The sequence below is a fragment of the Butyricicoccus sp. AF18-9LB genome, assembly GCF_027684505.1.
GTDB lineage: Bacteria > Bacillota > Clostridia > Oscillospirales > Butyricicoccaceae > Agathobaculum > Agathobaculum butyriciproducens.
The window spans coordinates 153,488-172,530 of sequence record NZ_JAQCWA010000002.1; the positions used below are offsets into that span (position 1 = coordinate 153,488).

The window sequence follows — 19,043 nt, forward strand, 5'->3', positions numbered from 1 at the left end:
TTAGGAACGCTTTATATCGGAGCGCGTTCTGTTGAGCGCTCCGTATAAATACATAAAGATTTAAGACGGAAATGTCCGTCCGAATGTTTGAAAGGGGTAAAACCAACATGAATCGCAGATATCGTAAGACCATTATCGCCGGCAACTGGAAGATGAACAAGACTCCGGCAGAGGCAAAGGCTCTGATCGAAGAGATGAAGCCGCTCCTGTCCAAGACCAAGTGGTGCGAGATGGTTCTTTGCGTACCGTTTACCGATATTCAGGCTGCTGTAAAGGCTGCTAAGGGCTCCAAGATTGCAATCGGCGCTGAGAACATGCACTTCGAGAAGTCCGGCGCGTTCACCGGCGAGATCTCCGCTGACATGCTCAAGGAGCTGGGCGTTAAGTACGTTATCATCGGCCACTCCGAGCGCCGTCAGTACTTCAACGAGACCGACGAGGCTTGCGGCAAGAAGGTTCAGGTCGCTCTTGAGAACGGTCTGCGCCCGATCCTGTGCGTAGGCGAGTCTCTGACCGAGCGCGAGCAGGACGTTACCATGGAAGTTATCCGCAAGCAGATCAAGATCGCTCTGCAGAACGTAGCTGTTGAGGACATCAAGAAGGTCGTTATCGCTTACGAGCCGATCTGGGCAATCGGTACCGGCAAGACCGCTACCGCAGAGCAGGCTAACGAGGTTTGCTCCGCTATCCGTGACTGCCTGCGCGAGAAGTACGGCGCACGCGCTGCACGCGGCATCACCATCCAGTACGGCGGTTCTATGAACGCGAAGAACGCTTCCGAGCTGCTGGCTCAGCCGGACGTTGACGGCGGCCTGATCGGCGGTGCCTCCCTGAAGAGCGCTGACTTCGCTACCATCGTAGAAGCAGCTAACCAGTAAGATAAGGATACGGGAAAGGGAAACGCTCCCTCACCGTTTTGCGGAGGGGGACATGGTGCATATCGTGTCCCCTTTTATTCTCTTATCGTTCGCTTCTGTAAAGGAGTTTTATCAGTATGAAAAAAACCACTATGCCGGGCATGCCGGAGGTAGAGGTAGTCGAGATCAAGACTTCCGCACCGGTTAATGTTCTGGCAGATCCGGCTCCTGCAAAAAAGCCGGCGGCAAAGCGTACTCGCAAGACGGCTGCTAAGACTGCCGAGGAGAAAAAGCCGGCAGCAAAGCGCGGCCGCAAGCCCAAGGCAGCCACCGCTGCTGCCAAGAAGGCAGAGGGCCCGAAGAAGCCGACCGCTCTGATTATCATGGACGGCTTCGGTCACCGCGAGGAGACCAAGGGCAACGCCATCGAGGCTGCTAAAAAGCCGAATCTTGATAAGATTTTCGCAGAGAACCCGCTCACATATATCGGTGCATCCGGTCTGGACGTTGGTCTGCCGGACGGCCAGATGGGCAACTCCGAGGTTGGCCACACCAACATCGGTGCAGGCCGCATTGTATATCAGGAGCTGACCCGCATCACCAAGGCCATCCAGGACGGCGATTTCTTCGAGAATCCGGCTCTGATGAGCGCGATCAACCAGTGCAAGTGGTTCGATTCCACCCTGCACATTTTCGGTCTGCTGTCTGACGGCGGTGTGCATTCCCACATTGACCACATGTTCGCGCTGCTCGAGCTGGCACGCCGCAATGGTCTGCGCAAGGTTTGCTTCCACTGCTTCATGGACGGCCGCGACACGCCGCCGCAGTCCGGTATCGAGTATATCGACCGCCTGCAGGCTAAGATCGACGCTGTCGAGGTCGGCTGCATCGCAACCGTATCCGGCCGTTACTATGCAATGGACCGTGATAACCGCTGGGATCGTGTGCAGAAGGCGTACAACGCCATTGCACTCGGCGAGGGCGAGCACGCTGCTACCGCACACGAGGCCATGGAGCAGTCCTACGCAAACGGCGTAACCGACGAGTTCGTTGTTCCGGTTATCGTTACCGAGGGCGCGACCGTCAAGGATGACGACGCGATCATCTTCGCAAACTTCCGTCCCGACCGTGCACGTGAGATCACCCGTGCATTCGTTGATCCGGAGTTCACCGGCTTTGAGCGCGTACAGCCTAAGATTCACTACGTCTGCATGACGCAGTACGATGCTACTATTCCGGGCGTGGAAATCGCCTTCAAGCCGCAGAGCCTGAAGAACACGTTCGGTGAATATATCTCCGATCTGGGTATGACCCAGCTCCGCATTGCCGAGACCGAGAAGTACGCACACGTTACGTTCTTCTTCAACGGCGGCGTTGAGAAGGAGTACCCGGGCGAGGATCGTGCTCTGATCCCGTCCCCGAAGGTCGCAACCTACGATCTCCAGCCGGAGATGAGCGAGCCTGCCGTTACCGAGGAGTGCGTAAAGCGCATCCTGTCCGGCAAGTACGACGTTGTTATCCTCAACTTCGCAAACTGCGATATGGTCGGTCACACCGGCGTATTCGAGGCTGCCGTAAAGGCGATTGAGGCTACCGATGACGGTGTAGGCAAGGTCGTTGATGCCATCCTCAAGATGGGCGGCCAGTGCCTGATCACTGCCGACCACGGCAACGTCGATCAGATGCTCGATGCCGATGGTGTTACTCCGTTCACCGCACACTCCACTAATCCGGTGCCGCTTGTAATGATCGGTCACGAGGGCAAGCTGGCAGAAGGCGGCGTACTGGCTGATCTGGCTCCCACCATGCTGGATATGATGGGTCTCAAGCAGCCGGAGGAGATGACGGGTCACTCGCTGCTCGTAAAGTGAGCCTCTAAGAGGGACGCTGTCCCCCTTAGATACCGAAAAAGTTCCCAAGGAAACTTTTTCGGATATCCCCCTCATCTTTGCACGGCAAAGACGGTTCGGGACATGTGTTCCGAAGCAGTGGTATAAAAGTCCGGCAGAGCTGGACTTTTATGGGGAATTTTATCGCCGCGTGCGCGCGGCGCAGCAAAAATGTGATTTTTGCTGTTTCGTTAGCCAACCATTTTATTTTATAATAAGAAGGAGAAAGAATTATGAAGGGCTACATTGAAATTGTTGATGTAATCGGCCGCGAAGTTATGGACTCCCGCGGCAACCCGACCGTTGAGGTTGAGGTTTACGTTGAGGGCGACACCGGCGCATACATGGGCCGCGCTGCTGTTCCGTCCGGTGCTTCCACCGGTATCTTCGAGGCTTGCGAGCTGCGTGACGGCGACAAGTCCCGCTACAACGGCAAGGGCGTACTCAAGGCTGTTGACGCTGTAAACGGCGAGATCGCTGAGGTTGTTATCGGCATGAACGCTCTCGACCAGCAGGCAATCGATAAGGCTATGATCGAGGCTGACGGCACCCCGAACAAGACCAAGTTCGGCGCAAACGCTATCCTCGGCGTATCCCTGGCTGTTGCCAAGGCTGCTGCAGAGGCTCTGAGCCTGCCGCTGTACAACTACATCGGCGGCTGCAACGCTAAGACCCTGCCGATGCCGATGATGAACATCCTCAACGGCGGCGCACACGCTACCAACAACGTTGAGATTCAGGAATTCATGATCATGCCGGTTTCCGCTCCGTCCTTCCGCGAGGCTCTGCGCCGCTGTGCAGAGGTATTCCATCAGCTGAAGACCACCCTGAAGGAGAACGGCACTCCGGCAGCAGGTGTAGGCGATGAGGGCGGCTACGCTCCGAACCTGAAGAAGGACGAGGATGCTCTGAAGGTTATCGTTCAGGCAATCGAAGAAGCTGGCTACAAGCCGGGCGAGGACTTCATGATCGCGATCGACGCTGCTTCCTCCGAGTGGTGGAACGACGAGGAGAAGTGCTATATCCAGCCGAAGTCCGGCAAGAAGCTGACTCAGCAGCAGCTGGTTAAGATGTGGAAGAACTTCGCTGAGAAGTACCCGATCATCTCCCTCGAGGACGGCATGGCAGAGGAAGACTGGGAAGGCTGGGCTATGCTGACCAAGACTCTGGGCGACAAGATCCAGCTGGTTGGCGACGACCTGTTCGTAACCAACACCGCTCGTCTGTCCAAGGGCATCGAGCTTGGCGTTGCTAACTCCATCCTGATCAAGGTTAACCAGATCGGCTCCCTGACCGAGACCCTGGATGCTATCCAGATGGCTAACCGTGCCGGCTACACTGCAGTTGTATCCCACCGTTCCGGCGAGACCGAGGATGCTACCATTGCTGACATCGCTGTTGCACTGAACGCTGGCCAGATTAAGACCGGTGCTCCGTCTCGTACCGACCGCGTTGCAAAGTACAATCAGCTGCTCCGCATCGAGGAAGAGCTGGGCGAGGATGTTGCACAGTTCCTGGGCAAGAAGGCTTTCTTCAACCTGAAGAACAAGTAAGTCTCCGTCCTTACCGTTACTGCAATATGAGAAAACCGCACGCTTTTGCGTGCGGTTTTTTTATGGCTCAATCATAAAAGCTGTGGGATGAAGGATTTCTGATGTAATGATTGAGCCTTTTTATATAGAAATTTCTTGCGAATATATAGTAAATTCTTGCGCTTGGGTTGACGGACGGACAAACCTGTGCTATCATAACTGCAGTAACATAGCGAATTCTCTGTGCTGAAACGGAGAATCTGGCTGTTTTGGTTAAAATTGCTCACATTTTCATTTCTTTATCATAAATCACCTCTGCACCTTGTGTGCAGAGGTGATTTGTTTTTTCGGATAGACGCGACTTGAGAAAATCAACCGCCGTAGCCGTTCTTCCATCGCTGCAGCGCAAGTGCTGCGTTCTTGTAGCTGACATCGGCGGTCGGCGTTCCGGCAGGCACACCGAGGATCGCCGCGTCACCCTGCCGTACGTAGCCGCTGGTTTTCCAGCGCTCAAGCGCCTGCTCGTAGGCACGGGTCTGTGCATTCGCCGCCGCACTGCTGACATTCAGCTGATAATTGCGCCAGTTCAGTGTCGGCGTGCCGTTCAGGAAGCCGGTCAGACCGGCTACGGACAAGCCGTAATCGCGGTCGGCGTTAAACTGGCTCAGCGCCGCCTGTGCCTGCTGGAGCGCTGCATTTTCCGATGCGGTATAGTAGCTGCTCTCGGCGGCTGCGGTCTGTTCATCGGCAGCATTCTGCGCCGCCGCACGCGCGGACAGACGCGCCTGGCCGAGCGCATTCAGGTCGCTGCGGTACCGGTTGTCCACCGCGATACGGCTGGTCTCCGCCATGCCGCTGGTGGTCGCCTGCTCTCGTGCGCCCATGTTAAGTCCGAGCGCCGCCAGCTTTTCCTCGTTATTCACTGCGGACTGTCGGGCATTGATATCGGTCTGACGCATACCGGCGGCGTAGTCGTTCTCGATGGATGCGAGATTGCTCTCCAGCTGCCTTGCAATGCGGCTGCGGGCGGTCTCAAATCGCTTGAAACGGGCATTTTCCGCCGCATCATACAGGCTGCTGACGCGGTTTGCACCGGTTGTTGTGCTTGAAACCGAGTACGGACGGTAGGTGCCGTTCCACGTCGAAACCGCGTCGTTGGATGCAACCTTGCCGCCGAGACCGAGTGAGTCAATCTTGTTCTGGCGTTCGCTCAGCAGCTGCTGGCGTTTCGCTGAATCAGTCGTGCCGGCGATCGCCGCCGAGTAGTCAAAATTGTCGCGGTAGCCATTGGAATTGAGCGTGCCGGAGGACTTGCTCGACGTCGATTTGCTTGTCGCCGTCTTAGTCGAAGTGGACTTGGATGCGGTTGACTTTATCGTTGATGTTCGGCGTGTGGAAGTTGATTTGATGATTGCCAAAGGGGAATCCTCCTTTCTAAATTACGGTCTGACCCTGTGTCCAGCGGATGGTGAGCGCGAGCAGACCAAACGGCTCATCCGGCCGGTCGTTGCCGATGCGCACGGCAAACAGCGGACTGCGGTGCTGCTTCCATCGGGTGCGGTACGTCACCGCACCCGGAATGCACCGGAAGGAGAACCGCGAAAAATCCAGTGTGCGGAAGGAAAACAGGTCCATATTGCGGGAAAGCGCAAGCTGGGCACCGTTTTCGTTCTCGTACTGCACGGTCGCGCCCGAGCGCGAATGCGGCATGAGCGTCGGAATCACGTCCCGCACGGTCTTGAAGCGGCTCCAGTCGGAGAGCGGCAGGGTAGGCGTGCGCCAGTACGCGGCAATCGCCGCCGTGTCATCAAGATAGGCGTGCTCCTCCTCGCTTTTGGCAAAGCGGCACAGCCGGCCGTCTGCCGTGCCGAACCACAGCTGACCGTTCAGCACCGCCAGACACTGTGCAGGCACATTGACCCAGAAAAACCACGCCGGATCGCCGTTTTCCTCGGTCAGAGAGCCGTCCGCGACATAAATGTGTCCGTTTACTGCCAGATAATATTTGCCCTCAAATACCACCGCACAGGCGTTTTGGAGGTCGGCCTCCTGCGATAATTTCGGCACAATGGCATCGGATACCGAGCGGATCGTCCGCTGTTCGGCAACGGCGGTGCCGTACACGCCCTGCACACCTCTTGCCGAGAGATACAGCGGCAGGTCGTTCAGCACGGCGAAGCAGCGGCTCGAAATCGCGCCTTCACCTTGCGCGCCCTGCTTGAGCGGATACAGCGCGGAACCGTCATCCGCCATCATGTAGGTGCGCAGATAGCTGGTCGCCTCTTGTGCGCCGCCGGACTTGACCACGACCTGACTTTCGTACTGCTTGAGATAGCCGACGATCGCAGATGCGTCCGTGCCCATGCGGGTGTAGCCGGTGTCCGGAAAGTAGGTCGGGTCGTATAGGCCGCTCTGCCAGTCACAGTCCGGCTCGTCCGGGTTGCCGGAGAGGAACACGCGCGTGTCGTTTTTGCCGCCGTACAGCCCGGCAAAGCGGCATTTGTTGATCTTGTCCGCATGCCCGCTGACGGTTTTGGCAAACGCGATGGACACATTTGCCAGACCGTTTCCGTTTGCCGGAGCAGCGGCCAGCGTTACCAGACCGGTCGAGCGGTTGACCGCCGAAACGGTAACCGCCGAGCCGTTTACCTCAGCCGTGACAGCTGTTGCGTCGAGGTCGGTCGCGTCCACCTTGAACTGGGTCGCCGTGCCGTCCCCGATAAAGGTGTTGATGCGCTTAGGCGTCAAGAGATTTACTGCCTCGTAGCTGGTGCCGCCGCCGGTCGGCGCCGCAGAGATGGTCGTGGTCGGCACATAGGCTGTGCCGGATACGGAAACGGCTTCCCAGGCCGTATTTTTGCTGCTTTTGCGCACCGCACGATAGGTTTTGCCGTCCATCAGATAGAGTACACCCTTCATCGTAAACGACTGGGAAAACGCCTCGTTCATGTCTGCGCACAGCTCGGTCTGCGTGCCGTCCGGCGCCCGAAAATACAGCTTTGCACCCGCATGAACGGCACAGCCCACACCGTCCGGCATGGCGAATAACCCGTAGATGGGTGCGTTAAACTGCGCCTGTGTGCGCCATCCGGTGCGCTTTACCAGAAAATCGTTCTGGTCGCAGATCATGTTCTGCATATCCGGCGAGCGGGAGAGGGAAACCTTGGTCGGATGCGTGCGGCAGTCGATGCCGCCGAACCGGCTGACCACGGTCTGCTGCTCGGCCTCCGGATAGGGAAATTCATAGCTTCGCATTAAATCATCTCCTGCACGGCGGTAAACTGCGCGGGACAGTGACTCAGCAGGCGTTCGCTGTACTCGGTTGCCGCCCAGTTAAACTTGGCCTTGTCGTCATCCGCGACAAGCAGCGCCGCCAGTCCGTACGGAAAACATTCGCGCGCCAGCCAGTCGCCGGCGGGCAGCTCCTCGGTCAGCGCCGTCATGCGCGGCGGCACAAGCAGCACGTCTTTGCCGTCAGACGCACGTTCTGCGTTCATCTCGCGCAGGCTGTTCGCTAACAGCTGGTTGAGCGCACCGAGCGCAAACTGCTCGTAATACACGCCGCTGTCCGGTGTTTCGGATAAAATATTCAGCGCTGCACGAAAGCATTCGGTTCCGGTCATAGGGTTACCTCCTTTGTGATGGGTTCATTGGATACAGTGAGAAGTTAGGAGAAGGAGTGAGAAGTAAACGAAGAAAAACTCCTATATCCTCACTCCTAACTCTTATCTGCTATTTGAATTTAGCCTTCCGCTACCTCGGACGGATACGCGCCGGACTGCACGCAGTATGCGCGGATCTTGCAGCCGGTTTCAGGCGTCAGCACGGTGCCGGCAACATAATCCTTCGCGGAATCCGAGTAGCGCGGATCCGAGCCGTCCAGGGTGTAGCGCACCTTGCCGAACGCGGTGATCTTGCCCTGGCTGATGGTCGGTGCGCTCGAGCGGCAGTCCTCATCGACCAGTGCATATACGCCGCCGCACTTTGCGCCGAGCACATACGCGTCGTAGTAGTGACGGCCCTCGATCAGCGCACCGGATACGCCGACCGGGTCCTCGTGCACCTTGGCATCCGCGATCTTGTACGGCATGAGCACGGCATCCTTGTGTGCAACGAGGAAGTACACGTCCTCCGGCAGATAGCTCTTGGGAACGCGGACGACATTCATGCCGAATACCTCGCCGCACACGCCCTTGGCGATGGACTGACGCGCCAGCACGTCCACACCGGCAAACTCGTCCGAGGTGCACACCAGCTTGTACATTTCGCTGGTCAGGTACAGATAGCGGTTGTCGTCCGGCACAAGCGCATCGTCAAGTGCCTGCGACGCATCCGCAATCTTGCTGATGATATTCGCCTTGGTCGGCTTTGCACTTTCCACAATGCTGCCCGCCATGGTGACAAAGCGCTTGAATGCGTACTTGTCCGCCGCCGGCGTGGACTTCTCATTCAGCTGCAGGCGCAGCATGTCGGCGGCGTTCTTGACCAGATTCTGATCGAGGTTGTTGCCCTTGTCGATGGTCAGGGTGAACGCCTTGTCCTGCGTCATGGTCAGTTCCTGCACCACGTCCTGCATTTCGGTCACATCGCCGTAGCGCTTGAGACCGCCGTCACGGTCGTAATCGACCTCCTCCACCGTGATCGGGGTGTAAACCTTGAGCGTTTTCACGCCGGTCAGGTCATACGTCTCCGCGGTTTTGCCCTTGATGAAGGACGCACGGGTGAATACCTCCGCAATCTGGTCGGAATACTTGCTTGCGAGATTGATAGCCATAAAAATTTACCTCCTATATAAATGTTAAATCGTGAAGTAATGAGAATGTTACTTGCCGAGCAAAGCGAGGGTGACCGGATCCGCTCCCGTGGGTTCCCCGTCCGACTGCGCCGGACCGACCGCCGCACGGCGGTTCTTCTGGTTCATCTCGAGGGCGGCGAGTTCGTCTCTCAACTCGGCAATCTCCCACTTGCGGTACGCGGATACGAGCGAGCCTTCCTGCTGCGCCCACTCCCATACCTGCTGCGGAATGTCCTCGGGACGGACATCGGGATATTCCTCGACGAATGCGGCGTAGATCTGGCCGTTCGGCATGGCGTTTGCCGCGCGGTTGCGGCGAATGTACGCGTTGCGCTTGGAAAGTCCCTGTGCGGCTGCGTCAATCAGCTCTTCGAGCGTCAGTTCGACGATATCGCCATCCACCTCGACCGGATAGGTCTGTGCATTTTCCTGCGGCTGGATTTCCGCCGCCTGCTCCTGCGCGAACGGATTGACCGTCATTTCCTGCTCAGGATTGGGATTCACTGTGGTTTTCTGCATTATTGTTTGCCTCCTTTTGCTGCTGTTGCTGTACGCGGAGTGCGTGCAGCAGGTCGTGTTTGCCGCGTACCTGATAATCCGGTACGTTTTCCAGATATACGAGCGGGTCGGAAATAACGCCGCTCTCCAGCAGATGATCGTTTGTCATCGTCTGCATGGTTTCGGACCAGTAGCTTGCCGCGCCGACATCCACCTGCAGGCGCATGTCCTGTCCGGCGAGTGCGGAGAAGTCGAACGTGCATTTTTCGGGTTCGCCGCCGTCCTCGTTCGGCAGAACGAGCGTGCGCACACCGTAGTGAGCGCCCATCAGATCGAGAAACACGCGCGCCCAGTCTTCGGTAAAGCGGTAGAACTCCATTTTTGTCAGCTCGAGCGGAGCCGCCGTTGCGTTCTGCACCGCGATAATTGCCGAGGTGTTGTCCGGATTGACCGTGCCGAGTGCGGCTTCGCTTGCGCCCATGAGTTCCGCGGTATCGGTCATCATTTGCTTGAGCAGCTGCAGCACCTGCGCCGAGATATCCGGTGCACGGAACGCCGCCGCGATGGCGTCGTTCGGGTTGCCGCGCATGCCGATTGCCTTGCCGACGTCATTCGACCAGCCGTTCGGGAACCGCGTCATGTCGTACACGATCTTAGGGAACGCCACCTGCTTGATGCACTGGACGTACATCGAGTACAGCTTGTTGATGGCGATCTGGTTCGGAATGGCCTCGGTCAGCGGACTTTCGCCGTGGCACGAGCCGCGCACGCGGTTCCAACACAGATGCGTCACCGGATACAGCCGATAGGGAAGCACCTTTTCGGGCATGACAACGGCATTCCGCGTGGTCTTGCAGAAGGCAATGCCGTTCTCGGTCCTGCGCATGTGCAGGAGTAAGGTCACGCGCTCGCCGTCCGCCGAGGTACGGTAACGGTGGTATTCGCCGCTGTCATCCGGCCGGATGGCTTCGATCTCGTCCGCGGAGAGTCCGTTCTCCCGCGCTTCGCGGCGCACCTCGTCCGCATCGCGCCGCATGGCAATGATAATGTACGGCTGGCGCTGTACCTCATCGCAGGCGGCGTTGCCGAAGCAGATGTTCGTGGAATCGATCAGCTCCACCGCAATATCGCCCTTAACCGCCTGACCGGTCTCAAGCGCCGGATCAAAGTGCATGTAGAAGCAAGCATCACCGTCCACACAGGCGTTTTTCAGCAGCGGGCGGCCGAGTGCCTTGACACCCGAACGCTCGATCGCGGATGCAAACGCGCGTTCGAGCACATGCGCGGTCTGCCGCCCGTCCTCATCCATGTCAAACGGCTGGGCGCGTACCGCCACATCGTCGGAGACCAGCATGGCCACAAACAGGTTGACGCAGCGGCGCAGCACGTTGAAGATCAGCGGGTCGAGCGACTGCACGCGCAGCCCCTCCCACTGCCTGCCGAGGTAAAACGCCTCGTTGCGCCGAACACGGTCGTATAAACCGATTGAGCGCTTGTAGTCGCGGTCGCGCTCATATTTCTTCCAGATTGCCGTCGGTGACGGATCAAATTTCATCGTTGTCCTCCTCTCGTCCGTAGTTCATCAGCGCCGCCAGATCGCGGCTGAGCGTATCCTCCGGCGTAGATTCTGCCGTGTGCTCCTTTGGCAAACGCCGCGGCAGAACCACACCGCCGGAGATGATTGCACCGGTCAGGACCAGTATCGCCGCAGACAGCGTGTAACATAAAATTTCCATCAAATCCTCCTTTGCTGTGCTAAAACCTGAGAAATTCGCCTACCTCGCAGTCATACGCTGACTGAGGGACAGCCTTAACCGGCTCGTACACGGTCGCGGCGTACCCGCGGAGCGCATCCGGCGCATGGGTCAGCTCGTGCGGCGTGTTCGCTGTGTCGGACGGATTGCGTTTGTCGTGCTGCAGTGCAGGCAGCGTGCGGATCAGATTGCGGCAGGTGTCGAAAATCGTCAGTCTGGGACGAACGGCGCCGTCCGTATCCTTGCGCGGCATGAGCAGCTCGTGCAGCGCCAGCCATCCGGCGACGCGTTCATTGCTGCTTTTAACAAAATCCAGTCCGCTGTCCGCGAACAGCTCTACCGCGCTTCTGCCGGTTTCCTGCCGTCGGTTCCACAGATCGGGCGGCGCGAGACGGCAGTCAATGTGTTCTCCGGCCGTCTCACAGGCAAGTATCTGCGCCGCTGCATCCGAAATGATGAGTCCCGGACGGTAGAGCTCGCGGTAGACCACGCTGTGTCCGTCCGGACTTTGCGCAATCCATAGCGCTGCCAGCATGTCCAGACCGTAGTCAATGGTCAGGCAGCGCCGCCAGTCATGCGGGATGGCATACGGCTTTACAACATGCAGGTCGCGCGAAAATTCGCTGAAATACTGTCCCTCGTTCAGTTCCCACACGCCGTCGAGCAGTGCTTTCCGATCGGTGGGAGAGAGCAGCTTCAGGCGTTTCTCGTAGCCTGCATCCGCCTTGCGGAGAAACGGGTTGTCACCCAGTCTTGCGGGCAGAAACAGCCGCGTGCCGCCGTCGAACTCGCGCACGGTGTCCGGCGGCATGGAGTCGATAAAACGGCTCTTCACCCACTGGTGACCGACACCGCCGGGATTGGTCGTCGCCTTGACCTGCTTGGGGAATCCGTTCGTGCCGCGGATACGCGACAGCAGATAGGTGAACTGGCTTTCGGTGAAATGTGTCAGCTCATCGAACCGGATGACATCGTATTCCGCGCTCTGGTACCTGGTCACGTCGCTTTCCGCGTCGCAGTACCCGAATTCCAGCGCTGAACCGTTTGCAAAATCCCACCGGTGCTCACTCACCTTGTACTTTGCAATGCACTGCGGATACAGCCGCAAAGCCGCCGGTACAAGCGAGCGCTCCAGCTCCGGCATGGTCCTTCGCAGCATGAGCTGCCGTGAACCCGGATAGCACACCGCAAACCGCAAAGCATCGAGCAGCTGACCGTGGCTTTTGCCGCCGCCTGCCGCGCCGCCGAACAGCGTTTCAAGCGTGTCCGACTGCATGAACGCCGCCTGCCGCCGTGTTACGGGGAATTCGTATCGTCTACGATCCGAAACACGATCTCCACTGGCTGAGCTTCGGTCTGCTCGCCGCCCAGCATCACGCCCTTGCCGACCGTCCGGTCGAGGATTTCCTTGATCGCGCTGAGCCGGCTGTTCGCGGGTGCTTCCGCATCGTCTGCGATGTCGTACAGCATGCGGATCAGCTGATCCGGCTTTTCGTTTTCGCTGCACATGGCCTCACCTCCTTTCGATGAGCCATAGAATAGGAGCAAAATCCGAATTTGTCAAGAACAAATGTTCGATTTTTTATTTGCTTGCAATTTTTGCCCAGCTGCGGTATGCTGAATAAGATGGGAAATATGCGGCGCAGCAGCGCCAGTATCAGGAGGAAAGAAGATGAAAAAAATCGACCTTATCGCGCTCGATTTAGACGGAACCGCGCTCAATCCGCAGAATCAGGTCTCTCCGGCGACCGCCGATGCCGTGCGCCGTGCCCGCGAGAGCGGTATTCATGTTGTGGTCTCCACCGGACGAATCTGCGGTGAGGCACGCGACTTTGCACTCATGCTCGGCACGGATGACCAGATGGTCACCTCGGGCGGCGCGACGCTGTCGAGCGTGTCGCAGGAGCGCTGCACCATGCGCATGTCCATGCCGTGGGAAGCTGCTGTGCGTGCGTCTGCCGTGGTGGAGCGCATCGGCATGATCACAATGGTGTATGCAGGAGAGACGCTGCTCATTACCCCGTATGATGATATTGAATTTGGCAAATATAAGTCGAATGAAGGCTATTTAAGCTCGAAAAAGGTTGTGCCGTCTGTTGCGGAATATATTGCCACAAACCATGTTTCGGTCGATAAAATGTTCATCCGCAGCCATGACCCGGTCATGCTCGTGCGCGCCCGTGCGCAACTGGAACAGATTCCGGGTATCCGCGTGATGAGCAGCGCGGCTGACAACCTCGAGGTCATCACGCCGGCCGCGGACAAGGGCGTTGCTCTCGGCATGCTGTGCCGAGAGCTGGGCACCGACCTCGACCACGCCGCGGCCATCGGCGACAGCGAAAACGACCTCGAAATGCTGAACGCCGTAGCCCTCCCGATTGCGATGGGAAACGCAAGCGCAGCCGTTAAAAATCTGTGCCTGCGCGAGACGCTCACCAACGCACAGGACGGCGTAGCAGCCGCCATCGACCGCATCATCGCGGAGAACGGCTAAACGAGCAGACCGGCCGCTGTTTTCCGGAAAAACAGTGGTAAAAATCGGATTTCTATGCTATAATATACTTGCAGAGTATCCGCAGAAAGCGGAAAAACGGCGCAGAACGCCGTCAGATTGAATCACAAAGAAAGTTGAAGGATAAAAGTTTTGGCTGCAAGGAAAACCACAACTAAAAAATCGACGAAAAGCGCACCCAAGGGCAAGCGTGCGGCACAGCCGCAGCCGGAGGAACTCGGTCCGATCCTGTCCCGTCCGGTCTGGGGCGCAATCTGGGGCATTGTCGGTCTGCTGTGCCTGCTGTCGATCCTGCCGATCGACGGCGTGCTGCTCAAGTGGCTGCACCGCGGCATCGGTGCGCTCATCGGCAAGGGTGCGTATGTCATGCCGTTTGCGCTGATCGGCATCGCCGTGCTGCTGTTTGCGCGTCCCAAGGGTCCCGTGCGTCTGCGCGGAACGTGTATCGCGCTCATGCCGCTGCTGATCGGCAGTATCATTCACGCCTTTTCGTGTGCAAATGAGTACGACCTGTCCATGAGCACGCTCAGCGGTCTGCTCTCTACCGGTATGGAAGGCTCGTCCGGCGGTCTGCTGGGCGGCGGTCTGTACATCCTGCTCGAGTGGGCGCTCTCGTCCATCGGCGCACTGCTCATCCTGCTGGTGCTGTTCATCGTGACTTTGCTGGTGGCCTGTCGCATCACGCCGCAGGCGCTGTACGACATGGTTCGTCCGCCTGAGTATGAATACGAGGACGAGGAGGAGCGTGAGCGCTACGAAGCGCCTGTTCAGCTGCCGAACATCCACGAAGCGGCAGCTGCGCATGCACAGCGCCGAGAAGAGCGCCGTGCACACCGTAAATCCGACTTTGACATCCCGATCGACGCCGATCCGCCCGGAGAGGATAAGCCGGGCGAGGAATTGATCGACCCGAACAAGCGCCACGGCAAGGCAATCGCGCCGGACGAATATCTGCGCTCACTGCGCGATAACGTGAAGAAAAAGGCCGGAAGCATTATGGATCTGGTTGAAAACAAGCAGCCGGAGGAAGAACCGACGCACGCTTCCGAGCCGGAGCCCGAGCATGAGGCGGCTCCCGCGCCGGCATCCAAGCCGAAAAAGACCGAGAACATCTCGGAAATCGAGCAGGCGGCCATGAACGAGCAGATCGACGAGAGCCAGAAGGCCCCCGCGCCGGTGTACGACTACCCGCCGATCGACCTGCTGACGCAGGGCAAGCACGCTTCGGTAGCCGGTGCGGAGACCGAGCTGCGCGAAAGCTCGGCGTGCCTGCTCGATACGCTCGACTCGTTCAACATCGAGGCGCAGATCATCGGCATTGTCCGCGGACCGTCGGTCACCCGCTTTGAGCTGACCATCCCGCGCGGCATCAAAATCTCGCGCATCACCGCACTGGCGGACGACATTGCACTGTCGCTCGGCGCGGCAAACGTGCGTATCGCGCCCATTCCGGACAAGGTCGCGGTCGGCATCGAGGTGCCGAACAAAACCGTCAATACGGTCTTTATCCGCGAGTGTATCGGCTCGCCTGCGTTTGCCAACGCGAAAAGCCGCCTGTCCTTTGCCGTCGGCAAGGACATCACCGGCAAGCCGGTCATCGGTGACATTGCCAAGATGCCGCACATGCTGATTGCCGGTACCACCGGCTCCGGTAAGTCGGTGTGCATCAACTCCATGCTGATCTCGCTGCTGTACAAGTCCACGCCGGAGGAAGTCCGCCTGATTATGGTGGACCCGAAGATGGTTGAGCTGGGCAACTATAACGGCATTCCGCACCTGCTGATTCCGGTTGTTACCGATCCGAAAAAGGCCGCCGGTGCGCTCAACTGGGCGGTTGGTGAGATGGAACGCCGCTACAAGCTGTTCGCAGACCATCAGGTGCGCAATCTGGTCGGCTATAACGACCTCATGCGTTCCGAAAAGGCCAAAGCCGAGCAGACCGAGGACGGTCATCCCGAGCAGTATCAGGTGCTGCCGCAGATCGTCATCGTTATCGACGAGCTGGCTGACCTGATGATGGTCGCCGCCAAGGAAGTCGAGAACTCCATCTGCCGTATCGCACAGAAAGCACGAGCCGCAGGCATGCACCTTGTTGTAGCAACGCAGCGTCCGTCGGCTGACGTTATCACCGGTATTATGAAGGCAAATATCCCGTCGCGTATCGCGTTTGCGGTAGCCAGCCAGATCGAGTCGCGTATCATTCTGGACACGACCGGCGCAGAAAAGCTGATCGGCAAGGGCGATATGCTGTATGCACCGCTCGGTGAGGGCAAGCCGACCCGTGTACAGGGCTGCTTCATCTCCAACGAGGAGATCGAAGCTGTTATTGCCCGCATCAAGGAGACCAGCACCGCCGAGTACAGCGAGGAAATCCTTGAGCACATCGAGCAGCAGGCCGAGCAGGTGGGCAATAACAAGGGCGGCGGCAGCAGCGGCACGAACGATTTGGGCGACGATGAGGATGAACTCATCGAGGAAGCCATTGAGGTCATCATGGACTGCCGCCAGGCATCCACATCCATGCTGCAGCGCCGTCTGAAGCTGGGCTATTCGCGTGCCGCGCGTATTATCGACCAGATCGAGGACCGCGGTATCATCGGCCCATCCGAAGGCTCGAAGCCGCGCCAGATACTCATTTCGCGTGAGGACTGGCAGGAGATGAAGCTGCGCCGCACAATGCCGCTCGACAAGCAGCAGTAATGGAAAATGAACGCTATCTTTGTGCCGTTCTATAATTCTCCATTCTCCATTTTCAATTCTCAATTTGCTAAACAATTCTCTCAGGAGGTAACATATCATGAAGAAGATCAACATTGCCGAAAAGTCTTTCAATCCGTTCGAACTGATCGGTCAGAAGTGGATGCTGATTTCCGCAGGCACCGAGGACAAGTGGAATACCATGACCGCAAGCTGGGGTGCTGTAGGCGTTATGTGGGGCAAGCCGAGTGCGACCTGCTATATCCGCAAGAGCCGCTTCACCAAGGAGTTTGTAGACGCGGGCGAGTATTTCACCCTGACCGTGCTCAAGGACGGCAACCGTCAGGCACTGAATACCCTCGGCTCCAAGTCCGGCCGTGACATGGATAAGATGCACGAGAGCGGTCTGACGCCGGTATTCGTAGAGGGTCAGCCGACCTTCGAGGAGGCTGAGCTGGTACTCATCTGCCGCAAGCGCGGTGTGACCGACATCGCACCGGACGATATGGCTCAGGAAGTGCAGGACAAGTGGTACGGCGATCACGACTACCACACCATGTATATCGGCGAGATCGTAGCCGCTTACGAGAACTGATTTCACAGAAAATTCACCAATTCCTCACGGTTTTGGTGTATCATCAAGAAAGAAGTACAGGGTCGCTCTGCGGCCCTGTATCCCAATCCACAAACCCACGCCTCAAAAGGGAGGAATGCAATTCGTGAAAAAACGATTGCTCAGTCTGATCACAGCGGCTGCGCTGATGGTCGGCATGCTGCCTGCGGCTTTTGCGGGCTATGAAAACTTTACTTCGAAAACAACGTATCCTGCCGGACAGTTCACCGACGTGCCCTCAACCGAGTGGTACGCGCAGAATGTTCAGGCGGCGTATGAATACAAGCTGGTGGACGGCGTAAACGCCACCCAGTTCAAGCCGAACAGCAACCTGACGATTGCTCAGGCAATCAAACTGGCGGCTTGCCTACATAGTATATATGTTAACGGCAGTGCGGATTTTGACAAAGTCCGTCCGTGGTATCAGCCGTATGTGACGTATGCATTGGAAAATGGTATTATTAACACGACTTATGTGAATTACGATCAGCCGGCGACCCGAGCACAGTTTGCGTCCATCTTTGCAAACGCGCTGCCGGAGGACGCCCTGACCGCGATCAACGACATTGCGGACGGTGCGATTGCGGATGTTGACATGTCGGCAGGCTATGCCGCTGATGTGTACCGTCTGTACCGGGCGGGCGTACTTACGGGCAGCAACAACGCGCATGATTTCAAGCCGAACACCAACATTCGCCGCAGCGAGGTTGCGGCTATCGTCACCCGTATGGCAAAGCCGGATCTGCGGCAGAGCTTCACTGTGGCAGCACATGTCGGCATGACGGCGGACGAGGTGTTCAGTGCCTGTGTACCGGCGATTTTCAAGCTGTACGCCTACGATTACAAGAACAACATCCTCGGCATCGGCAGCGGCGTTGTGCTCAGCGCACGCGGCGACGCGGTGACCTGCGGACACCTTGTCAACGGCGTTTACCGCCTTGTGGCCGAGATGTACGACGGCACCAAGCGTGAGGTCACGATCTACAACTTTGACGCGGACGCGGACATCGCGCATATCCGTGTAGTCGGCAGCACGCTGCCGTACCTCGGTGTTACCACCGAGGTCGAGAAAGGCGACACGGTCTACGCGCTTGGTTACCCGGGCGGCGGCGCCGCAACGGTCACGACCGGTAAGGTGACCGACCCGGAAAACGACGATTACCTTGCACCGATGATCGAAAGCACGGCGCAGGTCATCAGCGGCAATTCCGGCGGTGCGCTCATCAACGATGAGGGCAAGGTTGTCGGCATTACGGTCAGCAGCCATTCCGGCGGCGTACCGTCTTACTCGGTGCCGATCCGCTACCTGAACAACCTGATCGGAGACGGTACGGCGTACTCTCCCGGCGAGTATAACCGCAACCACAAGCCGGATGCGTCGCGCTGCTACAGCAAGCACTATCCGGTGCCGGATTTCGGCACGGTGACCGGTGTTGCGCTGCTTGGCACCATCCGGGAGGGCACCACGACCACCTACTACTACGACAGGGGAGAGGTAGAAGCCGGCGACAAGATTCTGCTCCGCTACTATGCCGCACTGGGCGAAAATACCTTCTACCAGTTCACCGGCGGCTCGTTCACCTCGTCCTCGACGTATCCGTATTCGGTCAAGCTCTACGAGACCAGCTACGACGGCATCCCTGCGATCAGTGTCGTGGTTTCCAGCAATTCCTTCGCTTCCATCGGCGGTCTGCCTCAGACCGCCGATTTTCTTTGCAGGAATTTGTGCATTACGCCTAATGAAATGAAGGCTGATGGGCATGAAACGTATTTACGCCCAAAACACCGTAAAAATCGAGAAAAACAGGAAAAGATAAAATAAAAATCGGACAAAATTTCTGATAAATTAAAAAGATGGATTTTACGCAAACGTTTGAGTTTTGGTTAAAAATACAT

The 19,043-nt window shown here is 57.8% G+C and carries 16 protein-coding genes; 7 read left to right on the plus strand and 9 right to left on the minus strand.

The window, feature by feature from the left end; genetic code table 11:
* Positions 1–107 precede the first annotated feature (107 nt).
* The 3 genes from tpiA to eno all read left to right on the plus strand — a co-directional run bounded on the left by tpiA (position 108) and on the right by eno (position 4,299).
* Complete coding sequence (tpiA, locus tag PGY33_RS02655) at positions 108–878, plus strand: triose-phosphate isomerase (RefSeq protein ID WP_110435367.1); 771 nt, start codon at positions 108–110, stop codon at positions 876–878.
* A gap of 116 nt (positions 879–994) precedes the next feature.
* Positions 995–2,728 (plus strand): 2,3-bisphosphoglycerate-independent phosphoglycerate mutase, encoded by a 1,734-nt coding sequence (gene gpmI, locus PGY33_RS02660; protein ID WP_270477225.1) that lies wholly within the window; start codon positions 995–997, stop codon positions 2,726–2,728.
* Positions 2,729–2,979: 251 nt separating this feature from the next.
* Positions 2,980–4,299: a phosphopyruvate hydratase gene (gene eno / locus PGY33_RS02665; RefSeq protein ID WP_117489732.1), complete on the plus strand. Its 1,320-nt coding sequence runs from the start codon at positions 2,980–2,982 to the stop codon at positions 4,297–4,299.
* A 350-nt stretch (positions 4,300–4,649) separates the two neighbouring features.
* Here eno and PGY33_RS02670 read toward each other — a convergent pair whose 3' ends face one another.
* The 9 genes from PGY33_RS02670 to PGY33_RS02710 form a co-directional block, all read right to left on the minus strand.
* The gene (locus PGY33_RS02670) at positions 4,650–5,696 is read right to left on the minus strand and encodes a hypothetical protein (RefSeq protein ID WP_118478072.1); all 1,047 of its coding nucleotides are present in this window, start codon (positions 5,694–5,696) and stop codon (positions 4,650–4,652) included.
* Positions 5,697–5,712: 16 nt separating this feature from the next.
* Positions 5,713–7,533 (minus strand): hypothetical protein, encoded by a 1,821-nt coding sequence (locus tag PGY33_RS02675; protein ID WP_118478074.1) that lies wholly within the window; start codon positions 7,531–7,533, stop codon positions 5,713–5,715.
* Positions 7,533–7,901 carry a hypothetical protein gene (locus tag PGY33_RS02680; RefSeq protein WP_110435363.1) on the minus strand — a complete coding sequence of 123 codons (369 nt, stop codon included), beginning with the start codon at positions 7,899–7,901 and terminating at the stop codon, positions 7,533–7,535. The genes PGY33_RS02675 and PGY33_RS02680 overlap by 1 nt, the downstream gene beginning before the upstream one ends.
* A 119-nt stretch (positions 7,902–8,020) precedes the next feature.
* Positions 8,021–9,052: an FN3 associated domain-containing protein gene (locus PGY33_RS02685; RefSeq protein WP_117751069.1), complete on the minus strand. Its 1,032-nt coding sequence runs from the start codon at positions 9,050–9,052 to the stop codon at positions 8,021–8,023.
* Between the two features lie 48 nt (positions 9,053–9,100).
* The gene (locus tag PGY33_RS02690) at positions 9,101–9,592 is read right to left on the minus strand and encodes a hypothetical protein (RefSeq protein WP_118478076.1); all 492 of its coding nucleotides are present in this window, start codon (positions 9,590–9,592) and stop codon (positions 9,101–9,103) included.
* Positions 9,561–11,126: a hypothetical protein gene (locus PGY33_RS02695; RefSeq protein ID WP_118478078.1), complete on the minus strand. Its 1,566-nt coding sequence runs from the start codon at positions 11,124–11,126 to the stop codon at positions 9,561–9,563. Before PGY33_RS02695 ends, PGY33_RS02690 begins: the two co-directional genes overlap by 32 nt.
* Positions 11,116–11,307, minus strand: a complete 192-nt coding sequence (locus tag PGY33_RS02700) for a hypothetical protein (RefSeq protein ID WP_117489718.1) — start codon at positions 11,305–11,307, stop codon at positions 11,116–11,118. The genes PGY33_RS02695 and PGY33_RS02700 overlap by 11 nt, the downstream gene beginning before the upstream one ends.
* 19 nt (positions 11,308–11,326) lie before the next feature.
* A complete protein-coding gene (locus PGY33_RS02705; RefSeq protein ID WP_117489716.1) occupies positions 11,327–12,601 on the minus strand; it encodes a phage terminase large subunit in 1,275 nt (424 codons plus the stop codon).
* A 20-nt stretch (positions 12,602–12,621) separates the two neighbouring features.
* Positions 12,622–12,834: a hypothetical protein gene (locus PGY33_RS02710; protein WP_118478080.1), complete on the minus strand. Its 213-nt coding sequence runs from the start codon at positions 12,832–12,834 to the stop codon at positions 12,622–12,624.
* Positions 12,835–12,997: 163 nt separating this feature from the next.
* Between PGY33_RS02710 and PGY33_RS02715 the strand changes: the two genes are divergently transcribed.
* The 4 genes from PGY33_RS02715 to PGY33_RS02730 all read left to right on the plus strand — a co-directional run bounded on the left by PGY33_RS02715 (position 12,998) and on the right by PGY33_RS02730 (position 18,969).
* Positions 12,998–13,819, plus strand: coding sequence for a Cof-type HAD-IIB family hydrolase (locus tag PGY33_RS02715; protein WP_118478082.1), 822 nt, complete (start codon positions 12,998–13,000; stop codon positions 13,817–13,819).
* Positions 13,820–13,969: 150 nt separating this feature from the next.
* A complete protein-coding gene (locus PGY33_RS02720; protein ID WP_270477228.1) occupies positions 13,970–16,537 on the plus strand; it encodes a DNA translocase FtsK in 2,568 nt (855 codons plus the stop codon).
* A gap of 97 nt (positions 16,538–16,634) precedes the next feature.
* Positions 16,635–17,129: a flavin reductase family protein gene (locus PGY33_RS02725; RefSeq protein ID WP_118564200.1), complete on the plus strand. Its 495-nt coding sequence runs from the start codon at positions 16,635–16,637 to the stop codon at positions 17,127–17,129.
* Positions 17,130–17,253: 124 nt separating this feature from the next.
* Complete coding sequence (locus PGY33_RS02730) at positions 17,254–18,969, plus strand: trypsin-like peptidase domain-containing protein (protein WP_270477229.1); 1,716 nt, start codon at positions 17,254–17,256, stop codon at positions 18,967–18,969.
* The last annotated feature ends 74 nt before the right edge of the window (positions 18,970–19,043 follow it).

What these genes read in the sequence shown, in the direction of transcription:
- PGY33_RS02695 (WP_118478078.1), bottom strand. Translation starts at nt 11,126, where the DNA reads ATGAAATTTGATCCGTCACCGACGGCAATCTGGAAGAAATATGAGCGC.
- tpiA (WP_110435367.1), top strand. Translation starts at nt 108, where the DNA reads ATGAATCGCAGATATCGTAAGACCATTATCGCCGGCAACTGGAAGATG.
- PGY33_RS02710 (WP_118478080.1), bottom strand. Translation starts at nt 12,834, where the DNA reads ATGTGCAGCGAAAACGAAAAGCCGGATCAGCTGATCCGCATGCTGTAC.
- gpmI (WP_270477225.1), top strand. Translation starts at nt 995, where the DNA reads ATGAAAAAAACCACTATGCCGGGCATGCCGGAGGTAGAGGTAGTCGAG.
- PGY33_RS02680 (WP_110435363.1), bottom strand. Translation starts at nt 7,901, where the DNA reads ATGACCGGAACCGAATGCTTTCGTGCAGCGCTGAATATTTTATCCGAA.
- PGY33_RS02690 (WP_118478076.1), bottom strand. Translation starts at nt 9,592, where the DNA reads ATGCAGAAAACCACAGTGAATCCCAATCCTGAGCAGGAAATGACGGTC.
- PGY33_RS02700 (WP_117489718.1), bottom strand. Translation starts at nt 11,307, where the DNA reads ATGGAAATTTTATGTTACACGCTGTCTGCGGCGATACTGGTCCTGACC.
- PGY33_RS02675 (WP_118478074.1), bottom strand. Translation starts at nt 7,533, where the DNA reads ATGCGAAGCTATGAATTTCCCTATCCGGAGGCCGAGCAGCAGACCGTG.
- PGY33_RS02715 (WP_118478082.1), top strand. Translation starts at nt 12,998, where the DNA reads ATGAAAAAAATCGACCTTATCGCGCTCGATTTAGACGGAACCGCGCTC.
- PGY33_RS02685 (WP_117751069.1), bottom strand. Translation starts at nt 9,052, where the DNA reads ATGGCTATCAATCTCGCAAGCAAGTATTCCGACCAGATTGCGGAGGTA.
- eno (WP_117489732.1), top strand. Translation starts at nt 2,980, where the DNA reads ATGAAGGGCTACATTGAAATTGTTGATGTAATCGGCCGCGAAGTTATG.
- PGY33_RS02705 (WP_117489716.1), bottom strand. Translation starts at nt 12,601, where the DNA reads ATGCAGTCGGACACGCTTGAAACGCTGTTCGGCGGCGCGGCAGGCGGC.
- PGY33_RS02725 (WP_118564200.1), top strand. Translation starts at nt 16,635, where the DNA reads ATGAAGAAGATCAACATTGCCGAAAAGTCTTTCAATCCGTTCGAACTG.